We start from the raw sequence: 16,159 nt of genomic DNA, 5'->3' as shown, positions 1-16,159 counted from the left end.
ATCTGCGGGGATGAACGAGTGCTTCGTCAAAACCTGACGCTCAAATCGGCTTTGACGGCATTGTCATGCGACTGGCTGGAGAACTGGCCGGTATAGCTGATGCCGATGCTGGTGGCCTTGCCGATGCCAAAGTCCAGCCCGGCCTCGATGATGGCCGCATCCTTGGCCATGCCAGCACCCTCAACCGTGAAGCCTTCGCTGCCGTTAAAGGCAAGGCTGGCCTCAGGTGTCACATTGCCAAAGCCGTGGGTCCAGCCCAGCATGCCGCGTGCGGTCAGCGTGGTGCTTTGGCTCAGCGTGAACTGGCGTGAGGCACGCAGACCAAGCGTTGTCACTGTCAGGTCAGTGCTTGATACTCCACCGGTCAGATTGCTGATGGCGCCATCTTCGCCAAAGCCATCGGTTTTGACATGCACATGCCGTGCTGCCGCAAAGGGTTCGAATGCGGCATAGGTCGTGTTGATCGCATAGCCGATCTCACCGAAGAGCTGTACGGAGCGCGCATCATAGGAAGCCTGATGCTCGTCATGCAGCGCGCCGAACTCTACGCTCCGCTTGGTGTCGATCTCGTGCTGGCCGAGATTGACGCCAAAGCGAAGCCCGAGCGCGTCCCACCTGGTGCCGCCATAGACGCCGATCTGATAATGATCCACCGATGCCTTGCCATTGCCATGCAGCGATGTGCTGCCATAGCCGGCAAGCAGACCAAAGCGCCAGTCATCGGCAATCACACCATCCATGCCGGTGACAAGACCGCCGGTGCTGCGGCTATAGCCGGCAGCATTGCCGTTTCCATCCGCATGGGCCCATGAGCCATAGGCTTCACCCCAAAGCGCCGTGCTTGCAGCGGCTGGTGCAATCGCGGCAAAGGCTTGGCTGGCCTTCGGCTTGGCCTCAGCACCATAAGCCAATGGCGCGGTGACAGATTGTGCCTTGCCTGCTACTCCGCCAAAGGCATGGCGCAGCCGCGCCGATGCCGTATCGGAGATGAAATGGCTGTCAGCCGCCACAACACCGGCCAGCACCGCATGAACATCGCCGGAAAGCGCATCGAAGTTAAGGGGCGCATCAGACGAGGAAACGATCACCTGACCGAGCAGCCTGTTGCCCTTGATGCCTTGTGACTGGATGGCCCGCCACACGCCTTTATGGTTGCCGCTTTCAACGCCAGCGGCAAGGAAATCGGCGGAAAGAAAGCCTTGCATCTTTTCCTTTAAAAGCCGGACATGCAAACGCGCACTCTCAGCTTCCTTGGCTACCATAAGCTGTTTTTCCAGCTCCAGAGTTTTTTCGGTTTTTACTGCGGAAGTGAAATCAAAACCAAGAACGACTTTGTTCTCATCGGAATAATCAAGATTGGCAGTGATGTAATTATATCGTGGCCAAACGCCGTCGAACTGGCCGGTCGCACCTTTGCTTGCGGTCAAGATATCAAAGGTTTTCAGGAACAGACTTTTAGTCACGTCCTCTGGCAACAGCGCCGGATCGTTTTCCAACCGCACATTGACCGCGCCGCCGAGCAGGATTGCCTTACCAGCAACTGCCAGTTGATCCGCACTCAAGAAATCAGGCTTGATCTCGATATCCAGGACGCTGCCCTTCTCGAATGTCGCATCCTTGCTTACATTAAGCGTACCTACCGAATTGCCCGGCGAGACAATGCCGCCGCTCTTGGCGGTAAGGCTATCCACCGTGCCAGTGCCGGAAACAAGGCCCTTGACTGTCACCAGATTGTGGACAACTCCATCAGCTTGAAATGTGCCCTTCTTGTTGACCAGAACAGGTGAAAGCAGCGAGGGAACGACTGCCTTGCCATCAGTATCCAGCATTGGCTTGCCATCCGTCCCAAGCTTCTGGCGGTCAAGCACCAGCAACCCGCCATCAATGCGGGTCTCACCGGCATAGGTGTTAACGCCCTGCAGGATCAATGTGCCGGTGCCGGATTTCGTCAGACCGGATTCGTATGTTTTTGTAGATAAATAAGCGGACCGGCGCTCTGAATTGTTAAAATCGCCGAGTGTCATTTCTTTAAATTCGGCGATTTCATTCGCTAAAATAGCAAAATCCGGCTTTTTCAACAAAACAACTAAATCAGCTCCCATATTCTTGGCAATCCAGGGATATTTTGGATCTGAAATATAATTAAAATAGAAGGCAGGATGACGCGTTTGCCCCTTCAGACGAGCAAAAGCAATTGATGCAAGAAGATCAGCGTTTACGGCCTCAAGCTCTTTGTCAAATTTGCCGGTGGTCATTGCAGCAGCAAGGGCCTTTAAAAGCGCCGGAGCAGTTTTGAGGTGTGAATCGACCATATCTGTCAATTGCTTATCGGAAATACCCTTTTCCCAGCTATTGGCTTTCTTTTCAGCTTTCCAATCCGCAACCTCCTTGGTTTCCTCCGCCTTGCGCGCAATCAAAGCCATGTCAGAAATATCGTTGGACCAGACATCGGTTCCAGTTTGCTGACCGGGAACAATGTCATCTTCAGCCAAATTCACAACAAACCTGTCCAGGAATTGCGCTGGTCCGTTTACCGCCTTGGAAATATTGACAAGGCCCCATCCGGTTACTTTGTTTGGCACATTGGAATCACTTTCAACCAAAGATGTACTTTGAGAATTAGTGCCAGATGATGCGATCATATTGGTTGCGGTTGTAAACAATACTGTGAGCGCTTGTTTATTGGTCATATAAGGATAGCGCTGCATGATAAGTGCCAGCGCGGCAGATGCGTGCGGAGCAGCAGCGGATGTTCCGTTGAAACTTTTCGAGTATTCATTATCTTTGCCAGCGCTCGGCGTTAGGATATTGACGGTGGGCGCCATAATGCACCAGTATTTTGCGATACCGCAGCGATTATAAATTTGGCTATTGTTTTGTTGATATCCGGTCGTTGTTAGCCAGTGTCCTTCGAGTTCGGGACGAAAATAGGGAAGTGATCCACGCAAACTTGTATTGTCATATCCGGTATTCCCTGCACTGAAATTATTGATGGCACCTTCATTTCCATTTTGACCCGTCGAGGCTCGTATTGCTCCATCGATCCAACTTCCCGTACCATCATGAAGCCGGAAAGCCTTGACCATCTCTGGTAGAGTTGAATAGGTCTCATTACCCGGCTGGCTACCCCAACTATTACTGATGATGCGTAGGCCAGCATCCGCCAATTTATCGTAAATAGCTGCAAGATAGGTTGGCGTTGCGTTTACGAAGGCCGTCTGTGCAGCACCGAATAGCAGACTGTCATTTGCACCTGTATTGGCGACATAAAGGTCTGCATCGAATATGATGCCTTGCATGTTTGTGCCATCTAAGGCACCTCGATCAGCGCCTATAACGCCGATTACATACGTACCATGGCTATCATTCAATCCCTTAATCCACGTACCAGAAATGCCGTTTGGATATTTCGTTGCTGTTGGCGGATTGGGATCTTTAACTGTAACTGAACGGAACCGTTTTTTCTGCGAAAACTCCTGATGGGAATCGTAAAAACCGGAATCAACAATTCCCAGTTTGAAGTTCCTGCCTGTCAAACCGAGGACATAAGCAGCTTCGACCTGCATCGCGCCAGCGCCCCAGCCCGCTCTGAACTCCGGATCATCCTGCCAACTCTTTAGGGCCACGGCGTAATCATCTGTGCGCGTTCCATCCGCTTTGAAATATCTGCCATCCGCCAATGCATTGGTGCCTGCTGCGGCGAGGATCAGTGCAATGCAGGCCGATCCTTTCAAATATTTGCTGAAAACGGAAAGACGATTGCGGCCTGCGGAAAAAACCGCAGCTGTGGTGTGAAAAGGCATTATAAAATTCCCGAATTATAGAAATAGGTCTTACAATATCCGGGTATTAAAGATGCAACACAGACTATGCGTCAAGTGCCTAATTTGCATGCAATAGAAATATTGCACTTTTAAACAGCAATATCGCGTATTGAGTATTACGATTGGATTGAGGCGGAAAATGATCAAGCATCTGTGTGTTGCCCTGGCCGGAATGTTGATTGCAGCGCCGGGCTATGCCGCCGATAACATAACCCGTTTTCCTGCCCTCCAGGCAGAATCGGGGAGGTTGACCATCTACTCGACGACAGACCTTGCGGCGATGAAGCCCCTCATTGATGATTTTCAGACAATCTGGCCCGATATGTCGATTGACTATATTGAGTATCTTACCAATGAATTGAATGCTCTGGCTGCAGAGGCGTGCCGCAAGCAGAAGCCGCTTGGTGATCTTCTGCTATCGTCATCTGTGGATCAACTTGTGAAACTGGCCAATGATGGCTGTGCAACCGCCCATACTTCACCCGAGACGGCTCGTATTGCCGATTGGGCAAATTGGCGGGATGAGGTTTTTGGTTTTACTTATGAACCGGCCGTTTTTGTCTACAATATCAACAAAGTGCCGCCGCGTGATGTGCCTCGCACCCATGTCGAACTTGCAGATCTGCTGCGGGAGAAACTCGACACCTATCGAGGACGTGTCGGGACCTATGATATCCGCCTTTCAGGCATTGGTTATCTGCTGGCATTCAATGATGCCCGTCAGACAACAGCCGTATTCGGCCGGTTGCTGGAAGGCATGGCGCGTGCCTCCGCAGTCGCCCGTTGTTGCACGGGTGAAATCCTTGAGGAGGTTGCCAAAGGCAATCTCTATATCGGCTATAATATGCTCGGCTCTTATGCCTATGAGGCGGCGCGCCGCTATCCGCAATTAAAAGTAGTCGTTCCGCGCGACTACACCTTGGTGTTGAGCCGTGGCGCTCTGATTCCGAAGGGGGCCAAACGCGCCGATCTTGCCGCAAAATTCCTCGACTATCTTCTGTCCCGGCAGGGGCAGTCCGTTGCAAAAGCCCATGCATTTTATTTCACCGAAACGGGCAGTCTGCCGCCTGATGTTGATGGTCCGCAGAACCTGAAAGAATCGGGCATCGCGCAGCCGATCCGTATCGGGCCCGCTTTGCTAGCCGTGCAGGACCGGGCGCAACGTCAGCGTTTCATTGATGATTGGTCGCAATCGCTGATTGAGTTGAACCGTCCTTCATGGAATCGGGAATAAGATCACTACAGGTTGAGCGATCAGCCGGCCATTATGAGCAAAGACCGGAAATTCTTGCTGAAGAATAGCGGATTTTTACGGCAGAATTTCCATCTTGGCGGGTAAAATGGTTGTGTGGACGCGAGTAAGACTAGAAAAGCGACCCTTGCGAACCGCCAGCGACCGGAGCTTTCTTGACCGATGCGGGTCGCTCAATTTTTGGCTGCACAGGCTTTGCATCGCCATTTTTTGCCAGTGCCTGAATGTCTCCATCCTGAAACCGGAGCGTCAGATTATCACCGGCACAGACGCCACCGGCGCGCTTGATCGGTGTGCCGGAAGGATCGAGGACGAGCGCAAAACCACGGTCCAGAATGCTCGTATGAGACAACCCATTCAGCAGGCGCCATTGTTCGTCTCTGCGGCGCTTGGCGTGGTCAAGCAGCAGTCTGACTGCTTGGATCTGGCGTCTGTCGAGCTGTTGCAAATGCTGCTTGCCGCGCTCTGCCAGACGTGCTGTCTGCTCGATCGACAGCCTTATCGAGCGCCTTTCGAAATAGGCTTTCCGGTCGCGAACAAGCATTTCGACGGCGCGTGGCAGCCGGGCGGATAAGACACTGATTTCACGACGCTTTTCACGAAATTTCTGTTGAAGAATGCGCGGCGACAATTGGCGTGCGGCACCGACAAACTCGCCGCGTTTCTTCTGTGTATTGGCTTGCAATGCACGTCCCAAACGCGCTGCGGTCTCGTCGAAATGCCGTCTTGGTAATGCGAGCAATTGGTCTGCCGAGGGCAGGGCGCGCGCAAGAGCCCGCTGCGCCTGTCTGCGGCGATCAAGATAGCGTGACATGCCCGATGAAAGCCTTGCTCCAAGTGTTGCCAGATGCGCCATCAGATCGGCTTTTACCGGCACGGCCATTTCCGCTGCCCCGGTCGGTGTCGGGGCGCGAACATCCGCGGCCAGATCGATCAGCGTCCAGTCAGTCTCGTGACCAACTGCGGAAATGACAGGGATATGCGAGGCACCCACAGCCCGCACCACCACTTCATCATTGAAGCCCCATAGATCTTCAAGACTGCCTCCGCCGCGCGCCACGATCAGAACGTCAGGCTGCGGGAAGACAAGGTTGTTTGCTAAGTCATTGAAACCATTAACGGCATTGGCAACCTCATTGCCGGAAGTCTCACCTTGTACACGCACCGGCCAGACCAGAACATGCAATGGAAACCGGTCTGTTATGCGGTGAATAATATCGCGAATAACAGCGCCTGTAGGCGATGTCACCACGCCAATAATGCGTGGCATATAGGGCAAAAGCTGCTTGGCAGAACTGTCGAAAAGGCCTTCCGCACCAAGTTTCCGTTTCCGCTCTTCAAGCAGCGCCATCAACGCCCCGGCACCAGCCGGTTCCATTTGTTCGATGACAATCTGATATTTGGAGGAACCCGGATATGTGGTTAGTTTTCCGGTGGCGATAACCTCCATGCCCTCTTCAGGTTGAAAACGCATGCGGCTCATGGAACCGCGCCAGATGACAGCTTCAATGCGGGCCTTGTCATCTTTCAGCGAAAAATAGGCGTGTCCGGAAGAATGTGGTCCTCTATAACCGGAAATCTCACCACGAACCCGAACATGGCCAAACGTATCTTCAACAGTACGTTTCAACGCACCTGAAATTTCGGACACAGTATATTCGGCAACATTGGATGCAGTTTCGAGCTTTTCGGTCATATCCCATTCCTATCGGAGAGATTGTGGAAATCAACCTTCCAATCTCCGATTGCATTCTTGGCAGTAGACGAATAACGCCTATAGAAGAATGTATAGGGGAATGAGGGAACACTATATGCCTGCTGTTGCGTATATACAGAAAAAACGCCTGACCTTGCGTCATTACCTGCTGCTGGGTGCTCTTATGATTGCCGGTGCGGCAGTAATTCTGCTGCTTATGGGCCGCAATCCCATATGCACTTGCGGGACTGTAAAATTATGGGTCAGCGATACAAACTCTTCAGACAATTCGCAGCATATCGCCGATTGGTATACGCTTTCCCATATCATCCACGGCTTTCTATTTTATGGACTTCTCTGGCTTGCAGCACGCAAAAGACCTGTCGGGCAGCGTCTTCTTGGGGCCATTTTTATAGAAGCTGCCTGGGAAATATTCGAGAATACGCAGATGGTGATCGACCGCTATCGTGAAGCAACGATCGCACTCGGTTATGTGGGTGACAGTGTGCTCAACTCCGTTAGCGACATTCTGTTTATGGTACTGGGTTTTTTCTTTGCGGCGCGCGCGCCAATCTGGCTGACAGTAGTCCTGGCGATCATATTTGAGTTGCTGGCAGGGTGGGTTATTCGCGATAACCTCACCCTTAATATCGTTATGCTGCTCTATCCGCTTGATGCAATCAAAGTTTGGCAGGGTGGATTGTAATCACCAGCCGGGGACGAGTTCCGTAGAGCGGACTTGCCTCATGCGCTGGTTGACCGGCACCGGAACTGCCGCTTGTGTCATGCTGACGGGGGTCGGCATGGACAGGTTGTCCAGGCTTTCTATGATGTGCTGCACCAATGCGTCGACGATTGCAGAGGGCTTGGTGTGGCCGCGCATAATACCGATCCCAAACTCTGGAAGACGACCGAAACCATCGGCCTCTGTCAGAACCCGCATGCCCGGCCGCAGGGCGCATTCCGGCAGAATTGATACGGCAAGCCCGGCGAGCACCGCGGCAGCAAGAACCGTAGCGGACCAGCTGGTAAACAGGATGCGATAGTCGTGATGCATTGAGTCCAGCACATCAATGGCCGCTGCACGCCATATGCAAGTGGGCCGGCCCACTGCCAAGGGCAGAACGGCTTCTTCATGCACATTATGGTTTGCGGAAGTCACCCACAGAAGCTGTTCGCTACGCACGACTTCAGAGCGGCGTTGCTCATCACATTGCGTGACAAGCGCAATATCCAATTGACCCTTGCGGATCATCTCATCGAGATTGACCGTTGGCTCACAGACAACCGATAGCTCTACTCGCGGGTTTGAGCGTGAGAAACGCGCCATAATTTCGGGCAGAAAGCGATCGGCATAATCATCGGGAGTGCCGATACGAATATGACCTTGCAGTTGCGTGTCATCAAAAGCTGCGATGGTTTCATTGTTCAGCTGGAGCATGCGCCGCGCATAAGCGAGAAGGCGCTCGCCATCTTCAGTCAGGCGGTTCGTGCGGCCATCGCGTTCAAAAAGCGCCTTGGAAACACGCTCTTCCAGCCGCCGCATCTGCATCGATACAGCCGACTGCGTCTTATTAACCTTATCCGCTGCCTTGGTGAAGCTTCCCAAGTCAGCAATGGCTGTGAATGTCTGCAACTGATCGAGATCAAGCGGTGCGCTCATGACAGGTTCCCAAAGCTGTTGACTCATCATTATTATTGAACGTTTACATTAAAAACATTCGTTTGAATAATCAATCCTTCTGTATCATTCTAAGGATGTTCAGGAAGCGCCGGTGTCCATAAGATATTGAGCGTGCTGCGCGAAAAATGGTTTTCGCGCGATTTAACTTCTGATCGCTGCCGTTCAAAAGGAGTACGGGCGATGACAACAACAACGAGAATGACCGAAGTAACTGGTTTCACCAGCACGATCGCATCGCTTGCGTCGCTGGCTGTCAGCTTTGTCAACCGAGTGATTGTTGCCCGCCGGAATCGTAAAACAATCTTGAGCTTGGGCGAGTGGAATGATGCAATGTTGCATGACATTGGTGTCACGCGTGCTGACCTTCATTCGGCCATTGGTACGTCGCTGCTGGATGATCCAAGCGAAAGACTTGGAGCGCTCGCAGATGTGCGCTCACGTGTTCGCAATGCGACAAGGTAATTTGATTTGACTGTTTAGCAGGCGCCCATTCACGCCGGAATCCCCTCCCGGCGCTCCGCCTGCCTCCTGCCCGGCCCATCTTGCATATGCAATTTGGCCGGGCTTTTTCTTTTCGGCTTTATCTGTGACGGTCCATTCCGCGCATATACTGGTCGAAGATCGACTCCATGCCCTTCTGGTACTGTTCGTTGGTCTTGCGGCCCGTATCGAACATCTCTCCAAGTATGTCTTTCAAAGGATTATCAGAAGGCGGGGAAGCGGCTGTTTCGGGCTCTGGTTCGGCTTCCGATTTTGGAGCCGATCGCTTTTGAGTCCCGCCGCCGAGCATTTCTTCAAAGATTTTACCGAAAGGATTGTCGCCAAAAGGGTTTTGGCCTGTATCCTGCGGCTGTTGGTTTTTCTCTGAGGTTTTGGGAGCCGCACTGCCGGGAACCCCACCACGCATCATTTCCTCAAAGATTTGCCCGAGCGGATTATTGCCGGTGGAACCACCCTGACCCGATGGCTGCTGCGTTGCACCGCCCAACATTCCTTCGAGAATCTGGCCCCATGGGTTGGTGCCGGGTGCAGTTTGTTGTGTGCCGGCAGTCTGCCCTCCGCCGCCTTGTCGCATCATCTGCTCGATCAGGTCGCCGATGACATTGCCGCCGCCAAGACCTGAGGCGGCAAATTGGCCGGTTGACTTCTTATAGAGTCCACCCATCAGCATTGACGCAATAACGGGAAGCATCTCCTTCAGCGTGGCAGTTGCAAGGCCAGTCGTGGTTGCGGCATGGTCAGCTACAGCTCGTGACAGATCCTTTGAGCCGAACAGATGACCCAGAATATCATTGCCGTCTGCTATGCCGGACGGGTTGAATGCCGCAGAGGGATTATCGAAGTAGTTGGCATGCTGGCCCGATGAGAGTGCCTGCACAAAAGCACCCATACCCATGGGATCGGCTGTGTTGCGCTGCAGCCCTTGCGAGAATGCAGGCATCAAAGCTTCGATAGCGGCGAGCGTTTGCTGTTGAGAAAAATTGAATTGCCGGGAAAGCGCTTCAATATTCTGCCCTCCCTGGCCCTTCAGAAACATATCCACGAGATTCATAACGCCGGTCCTCCCTCATGCTGATTATGGGGGAAGACTATCGCTGTAGTGATATCAACATCAACTGATTTATGCGTTTAGAAGAAGCGCTTGAGATTTTCCCGTATGCGCTGCAATGGATCAATAGCGGCATCACCGGCTTCGAACTTGTGGTCAGTGATCTTCTCATAGGCCTCAATATAGACCTTGGTCGTCGCGTCAATCACATCCTCAGGAATTTCCGGGATATCATCCTTGTACGGATCGCAACGCTCAACAACCCAGTTGCGGACGAAATCCTTGTCAAAGCTAACAGGCCGCTTGCCTGCTTCATAGCTATCGGCGAACCAGTAACGGCTGGAATCGGGCGTATGGATTTCATCTGCAAGAACGATATTGCCTGCTTCGTCCGTACCGAACTCATATTTGGTGTCAGCCAGGATCAAACCTCGGCTTGTCGCAATTTCCTGCCCGCGTGCAAAAAGCTTCAACGCATAAGATGAGATCGTTTCCCATTGTTCTTTGGTCAGCAGCTTCTGCTCAATAATATCTTCGGCAGTCAAAGGCTCATCATGACCGCCATCAAATGCCTTGGACGTGGGCGTGATGATTGGCTCGGGCAGTTTTTCATTGTCCAGCATGCCCTCCGGAAGGGTGAACCCATACATTTGACGCTTGCCGGATTTGTAGAGTGTCAGGATTGATGTGCCCGTTGTCCCGGCAAGATACCCACGCACGATGATTTCGACGGGGAGAATAGTGAGCTTCCGGCAGAGCAAAACATTTGGGTCGGGATATTCGATAACGTGATTTGGACAGATATCCTGCGTTTGTTCGAATTGGAAACGCGCGGTTTGCGTCAAAACCTGCCCTTTGAGCGGTATTGAGGCCAATATACGGTCAAATGCACTGATGCGATCCGTAGCGATAATAATGCGCGTGCCATCTGCAAGATCATAATTCTCACGGACCTTGCCTTTGTAGTGGTTTGGAAGCTCGGGAATAAAGGCTTCGGACAGCGCTTTGTGTTTTGCCATGGTTTGAAAATCCGCGTGAAAATGAGATTGCTCCGCATAACACATATAGCGTGCAACGGGAGTCCTAATTGTCGGAAGGCTTTAACGCCCCCCAGTTACGTCGAGCAACGAGCCTGTCACGTAGGATGATGCGTCACTCAGCAGCCAGACAATTGATTCTCCGACTTCATCCGCTGTACCAGCTCTGCCAAGTGGAGCTGTGGCACCAAGTCGTTGGGCGCGGTCGGGTTGTCCGCCGCTGGCGTGAAGATCGGTCTCAATCAATCCCGGACGTACTGCATTGACACGAATGCCTTCAGGGCCGGTCTCTTTCGCAAGACCAAGCGTCAGACTGTCCATTGCGCCTTTCGATCCGGCATAATCCACATATTCGAAGGGGCCGCCGATGCGGGCAGCTGCCGAAGACAAAAGCACGATCGAACCACCATTGCCGCCGCGTGACTGTGCAAGATAACGTACAGCTTCGCGCGCGCAGAGATAGGCTCCCAGAACATTGACATCAAGACACGCCGCATGCGGTCGCTGTCCATATCCATGAGTTTGGACGCCGGAGCCACGATGCCTGCATTGATGACGACGCCATCAAGTTTGCCGAGTTGCTTTGTCTGCTCGAACATTGAAATGACATCAGCTTCAACGGCAACGTCTCCCTGAATAGCCTTTGCCTTGCCGCCAGCTGCGATGACAGCCTGCACAACTTCATCAGCAGCAGCCTTGTTGGTTGCATAGTTTACGCCGACGGACCAGCCCTTTTGACCAGCGAGAATGGCGGCTGAACGGCCAATACCGCGGCTCGCGCCCGTAATCAGAACAGTTTTTGTCATCGGACTTTCTCCATCTCGTTCAGTAGGCATATTCCAGAAACGCCGGTTCAACCGAACTACCCCAAGCGGTATTGTACTGAGATAGCATTTGTTCGGCTGATGTTGTGCCGCGTGCAATCACTTCTTCCAGCGATGAGAGGTAATGGGTTTCATCGAAACCCTCACTGTTGAGCATCGCTCTGTTTCGAAGGCCAAGCTTGGAAATCGCCAGTACCTCGCGCGAGATTTCGTGCACGGAACGATTGCGCAATTTCGCTTGCAGGCCTTTGGCGGGAACCTCGTCGCGCAGCGTCTGAACCTCTTCATAACTCCAGTCACGCGTCATAGCTTCGGCTGCATTGAGCGCCTCAGCGTCATAGAGCAAACCTACCCAGAATGCGGGCAGAGCACAAATGCGCCGCCATGGCCCGCCATCTGCGCCGCGCATTTCAAGGAAGCGCTTCAGACGAACTTCGGGGAAAAGCGTTGACAGGTGATTGGCCCAATCGCCCATATTGGGCGTGCTTTCGGGAATATGGTCCTGCAATGCGCCATTCATGAACTGGCGGAACGTTACATGGGTGCAGTCGTGATAATGGCCATGACGCATGACGAAATACATCGGAACGTCCAAGGCCCATTCAACATAATCGGCAAAGCCAAAATTTTCATTGAAGATGAATGGCAGGACGCCGGAGCGATTATTATCGGTATCCCGCCAGATTTCCGAACGCCATGAAAGCAGGCCATTCGGCTTGCCTTCTGTGAACGGCGACATGGCAAACAGCGCGGTGGCAATCGATTGCAGTTTAACTGAAACCTGCATTTTGCGGCGCATGTCGGTCTCGGATGAGAAATCCAGATTCACCTGAATGGTACAGGTGCGGTACATCATATTCAGCCCGTCCTTGCCAACTTTCGGCATATAATTGGACATGATGTTGTAGCGCGACTTGGGCATGCGCGGCGTTTCGGCAAGGGTCCATTTTGGACTGCCACCCAGACCCAGAAAGCGAATGCCAAGTGGTTCGGCGATTTCGCGTACCTGAGCCAGATGGGCGTTGGATTCGCGGCAGATCTGGTGGATGGAAAGAAGTGGTGCGCCGGACAGCTCGAATTGCCCGCCCGGTTCAAGCGAGATTGCACCCTGGCCGGTTGGCTCTACGAGCCCGATAATATTGCCTTCATCTATGATAGGCTCCCAGCCGAGTTTGGACTGCATGCCTTCCAGAATGGCGCGAATACCACGCGGTCCGTCATAGGGAACCGGGCTGTTATGCTCGGTATAAAAGGGAAATTTCTCGTGCTCTGTGCCGATACGCCATGCTGCTTCCGGCTTTGATCCTTGCGCGAGATATGCGGCCAATTCTTCTGTATTGGCGATCATTGTTTCGTCTGTCGTATCCCGCGCCATGGCTGGTGCTTTCCATTATTGAAATATTGTTGGGCGTGATTGGCCATTTTTTGAATAAGAGCGCAAGCAAATTTCATTGATAGTTCGATCAACAGAAATTGCTTCTCACCAATCGCCAATCGTCGCCTGAATCAAGGCGAGGGCAGCAACTGCCGCCGTATCTGCCCGCAAGATGCGCTGACCAAGGGGAATGGCTGTTACAAAAGGCAAGGTACGCAGTCTCTGCCGCTCCTGATCCGAGAAGCCGCCCTCCGGCCCGATGATCACGCCAAGAGGTGTTTTAGGCAATGTTTGCAGCAGGGGCAGGGGATTATGTGTATCGTGCCCCTCGTCGCAGAAAATCAATCGGCGTGCGGGATCCCATTCATCAAGCAACTTCTCAAGTTTCAAAGGTTCGCGCGTCACCGGAATCGCCAACACTCCACATTGTTCAGCCGCTTCAATGGCATTCGCCTCGATCCTCTCAATGCCGATGCGCGCCACTTGCGTGTGTTGTGTGATCACGGGCTGCAGGACACCTGCACCCATCTCAACGGCTTTTTGCACGAGATAATCGAGCCGTCCCTGTTTTAGCGGTGCGAAGCAGTAGATCAAATCAGGGGTCAAAGGCTGTTCGCGGGTCAATTCGACGAGTTCGAAGTACAACTTCTTCTTGCTTTCAAATCGCAAGACTGCGCGCCATTCCCCATCCCATCCGTTAAAAACGAGAATCTCGTCGCCATCCTTCATTCGCAGAACATTGGCCAGATAGTTTACCGCCTCTGGTGAGGCATCAGCACGGCTTCCACGCTTTAGATCGGTGGACACAAACAGCCGTTGCATTTTGTAGTTGGCGCGCATCATTGGCTCCGGGCGTCAGGCGAGGGGTGGCAGGCGCCGTCTTACCGGCGAGGACTTGACTATTGCAGTGTTTGTTTCAGCTTTTTCCGCCAAACGGTCAAGGATACTGTCCAATTGCTGCATTGTGCGGAATTGCAACTTGCCGATAAAACAATCATCCCCCGTCACCTTATCGCATTCAGTGATTTCGGGGGTTTCCTGAATGAGCTTTTCAACAATGTGGAGCATACCGGGAAGCGGTCGCACCCGCACAATTGCAGTTAGATTATAGCCCAATGCTTGTGGGTCGATATCGACAGTGAAGGAGCGGATCACTTTCTTCTCTTCCAGTCGTCGCAGTCGTTCTGAAACACTTGGAGAGGATAGCCCGACCTTTTGGCTGAGTTCTTTCAAGGAGATACGCGCATCATCGACGAGAATTTCGATGATGGTTCTGTCGAGTTCATCAAGCATTTTTTCCGTAAGGCTCCCAGTTAAAATCGCCTTCATTTAAAAGGTGAATTGCAAATATTCCTATCTGTAAATCATATCAAATCCAGAGGCTGCCGCATAGTCTGTCATTAGCAGCCAAGGAGAATGGGCAATGGAAAGAGATATCGTCAGAGGCAGTTTGGAGATGACCGCAGCAATGGTTATTTCCGGTACGATTGGCTGGTTTGTGTTGATGTCAGGCCAACCGGTATTCTCTGTTGTGTTCTGGCGCTGTGCGATTGGCGCGCTGACATTGCTGGCTGTTTGTGGCGCTTTGGGTTTGCTTCGGCCCAATGTGATCTCATTAAAGATTCTTGGACTGGCAATGGTCGGCGGTGTCGCAATTGTACTGAATTGGGTTCTGCTGTTTGCTGCCTACCCGCGCGCCTCTATCGCAATTGCCACCACTGTCTATAATGTGCAGCCATTCATGCTTGTCGCTTTGGGTGCGTTGATCTTCAAGGAAAAACTCACCATCACAAAGCTGGCATGGCTGGCACTCGCATTTGCGGGCATGTTATTGATTGTGCAGGCAAAGCCCGGCGGCATCTATAGCGGGTCTGACTACATGACTGGTATCGCCTTGGCACTTGGCGCCGCTTTTCTCTATGCTATCGCTGCCATCGTTGCCAAGCGGTTGAGAGGTACGCCGCCGCATCTGATTGCGCTGATCCAGGTGAGCGTCGGCATTGTCATGCTTGCGCCTCTTGCCGATTTTGCCGCGCTACCACAAACGACGGGACAGTGGGCGAGCATCGTAACCATAGGTATCGTGCACACGGGGCTGATGTATATTCTGCTCTACAGCGCGATACAGAGGTTGCCGACCCACATCACGGGCTCACTATCATTCATCTATCCTGTAGCTGCCATTCTGGTTGATTATTTTGCCTTCAATCACGCTTTGCAGCCAAGTCAGCTGATAGGCTCGGCTATAATTCTGATTGCCGCAGCCGGGACGAGCCTTGGCTGGAGTTTCCGCCGAGCTGTAACGGGAGATGTGAAGGCTTGAAGCCCGCTTTGAGTGTGCGGATTGTTGAAGGCGGTGTAAGTAAGGTTGCCTCGGATAAGTCGATTTGAGCCTCTGAGTAGCCTTCCCAGGACCAAAGAAATGCTTTGCCCTGTTTGACCAGATAGGCGTCGGACCCGCTGGCCAGCATGGCTCCATCCGGTAGCTCATGAATTGCGGTGCCGACCGGGTGGTGTCTCTTCCGCCCCTTTTGATCGAGCCTTTCGCGATGAAGTAGCGCATCCATCTTTGGGGCAGGAGGCAATTCAGTTGCATTCCCTTCAGCCCATGCAGCTTGAAATTCTTTGGCTCTCTGTCTCTGACAATAGAAGCAAGGACGATGCCCTGCGCTTAAGGCGGTGGCTTCATCAAGAAAGAACAGCTCGGTCCAGCTTCTGCGTGCCATCACATCGCGTTGCACGTTCTTGAACCTGCAAACGCAGATGATCCATGCGCGCGATGACCAGCGCTTTTTCAGTAGAGTTTTCGTAGCGGGATCATGGATGATGCCGCGGTTTCCCGTCATGGTGCCGCGCTGCGTTACGGCAATGATGTCGCCAAAGGGTGTGACGCGATTTTGCAGGGGCATCTTACGGCT

At 52.7% G+C, this 16,159-nt stretch carries 13 protein-coding genes and 1 pseudogene; 4 read left to right on the top strand and 10 right to left on the bottom strand.

The genetic code is table 11. The features are described 5' to 3' along the window. Positions 1-26 precede the first annotated feature (26 nt). Positions 27-3,803: an autotransporter domain-containing protein gene (locus ACYJL1_RS15975; protein ID WP_460896289.1), complete on the bottom strand. Its 3,777-nt coding sequence runs from the start codon at positions 3,801-3,803 to the stop codon at positions 27-29. A 160-nt stretch (positions 3,804-3,963) separates the two neighbouring features. Here ACYJL1_RS15975 and ACYJL1_RS15970 point away from each other — a divergent pair, with 160 nt between their 5' ends. Then, the gene (locus tag ACYJL1_RS15970) at positions 3,964-5,058 is read left to right on the top strand and encodes an ABC transporter substrate-binding protein (protein ID WP_460896288.1); all 1,095 of its coding nucleotides are present in this window, start codon (positions 3,964-3,966) and stop codon (positions 5,056-5,058) included. Positions 5,059-5,188: 130 nt separating this feature from the next. Here ACYJL1_RS15970 and xseA read toward each other — a convergent pair whose 3' ends face one another. Next, positions 5,189-6,772 carry an exodeoxyribonuclease VII large subunit gene (gene xseA / locus ACYJL1_RS15965; protein ID WP_460896287.1) on the bottom strand — a complete coding sequence of 528 codons (1,584 nt, stop codon included), beginning with the start codon at positions 6,770-6,772 and terminating at the stop codon, positions 5,189-5,191. Between the two features lie 115 nt (positions 6,773-6,887). Here xseA and ACYJL1_RS15960 point away from each other — a divergent pair, with 115 nt between their 5' ends. After that, on the top strand, positions 6,888-7,478 hold the full coding sequence (locus ACYJL1_RS15960; RefSeq protein WP_460896286.1) for a DUF2585 domain-containing protein: 591 nt from the start codon (positions 6,888-6,890) through the stop codon (positions 7,476-7,478). Here ACYJL1_RS15960 and ACYJL1_RS15955 read toward each other — a convergent pair whose 3' ends face one another. Continuing rightward, the gene (locus ACYJL1_RS15955) at positions 7,479-8,435 is read right to left on the bottom strand and encodes a LysR substrate-binding domain-containing protein (protein ID WP_460896285.1); all 957 of its coding nucleotides are present in this window, start codon (positions 8,433-8,435) and stop codon (positions 7,479-7,481) included. It lies immediately after the preceding gene. Positions 8,436-8,636: 201 nt separating this feature from the next. Between ACYJL1_RS15955 and ACYJL1_RS15950 the strand changes: the two genes are divergently transcribed. Then, complete coding sequence (locus ACYJL1_RS15950; protein WP_460896284.1) at positions 8,637-8,918, top strand: DUF1127 domain-containing protein; 282 nt, start codon at positions 8,637-8,639, stop codon at positions 8,916-8,918. Between the two features lie 118 nt (positions 8,919-9,036). Here the strand turns inward: ACYJL1_RS15950 and ACYJL1_RS15945 are convergent, their stop codons facing one another. From ACYJL1_RS15945 to ACYJL1_RS15920, 6 genes and pseudogenes are all read right to left on the bottom strand, one after another. Further along, on the bottom strand, positions 9,037-10,008 hold the full coding sequence (locus tag ACYJL1_RS15945) for a DUF937 domain-containing protein (RefSeq protein ID WP_460896283.1): 972 nt from the start codon (positions 10,006-10,008) through the stop codon (positions 9,037-9,039). Between the two features lie 77 nt (positions 10,009-10,085). After that, positions 10,086-11,024 (bottom strand): phosphoribosylaminoimidazolesuccinocarboxamide synthase, encoded by a 939-nt coding sequence (locus ACYJL1_RS15940; protein WP_460896282.1) that lies wholly within the window; start codon positions 11,022-11,024, stop codon positions 10,086-10,088. Positions 11,025-11,105: 81 nt separating this feature from the next. Next, positions 11,106-11,848 (bottom strand): annotated as a pseudogene (locus ACYJL1_RS15935) (SDR family oxidoreductase). Between the two features lie 19 nt (positions 11,849-11,867). Next, on the bottom strand, positions 11,868-13,241 hold the full coding sequence (locus ACYJL1_RS15930) for a glutamate--cysteine ligase (protein ID WP_460896281.1): 1,374 nt from the start codon (positions 13,239-13,241) through the stop codon (positions 11,868-11,870). Between the two features lie 105 nt (positions 13,242-13,346). Then, positions 13,347-14,081, bottom strand: a complete 735-nt coding sequence (locus ACYJL1_RS15925; protein ID WP_460898079.1) for a 16S rRNA (uracil(1498)-N(3))-methyltransferase — start codon at positions 14,079-14,081, stop codon at positions 13,347-13,349. Between the two features lie 15 nt (positions 14,082-14,096). Further along, on the bottom strand, positions 14,097-14,534 hold the full coding sequence (locus tag ACYJL1_RS15920; RefSeq protein WP_460896280.1) for an Lrp/AsnC family transcriptional regulator: 438 nt from the start codon (positions 14,532-14,534) through the stop codon (positions 14,097-14,099). A gap of 130 nt (positions 14,535-14,664) precedes the next feature. On the opposite strand from ACYJL1_RS15920, the gene ACYJL1_RS15915 reads away from it, so the two are divergent. Beyond that, positions 14,665-15,564, top strand: a complete 900-nt coding sequence (locus tag ACYJL1_RS15915; protein WP_460896279.1) for a DMT family transporter — start codon at positions 14,665-14,667, stop codon at positions 15,562-15,564. Here ACYJL1_RS15915 and ACYJL1_RS15910 read toward each other — a convergent pair. Beyond that, entirely contained in the window at positions 15,485-16,150 is a 666-nt protein-coding gene (locus ACYJL1_RS15910; RefSeq protein ID WP_460898078.1) for a hypothetical protein, read from the bottom strand. The two genes, ACYJL1_RS15915 and ACYJL1_RS15910, sit on opposite strands and share 80 nt — an antisense overlap. Between the last annotated feature and the right edge of the window lie 9 nt (positions 16,151-16,159).

It is taken from the genome of Phyllobacterium sp. K27, assembly GCF_054796155.1.
Note: the sequence above shows the minus strand (reverse complement) of the source record. Positions and strands in the feature narration are given on the sequence as shown.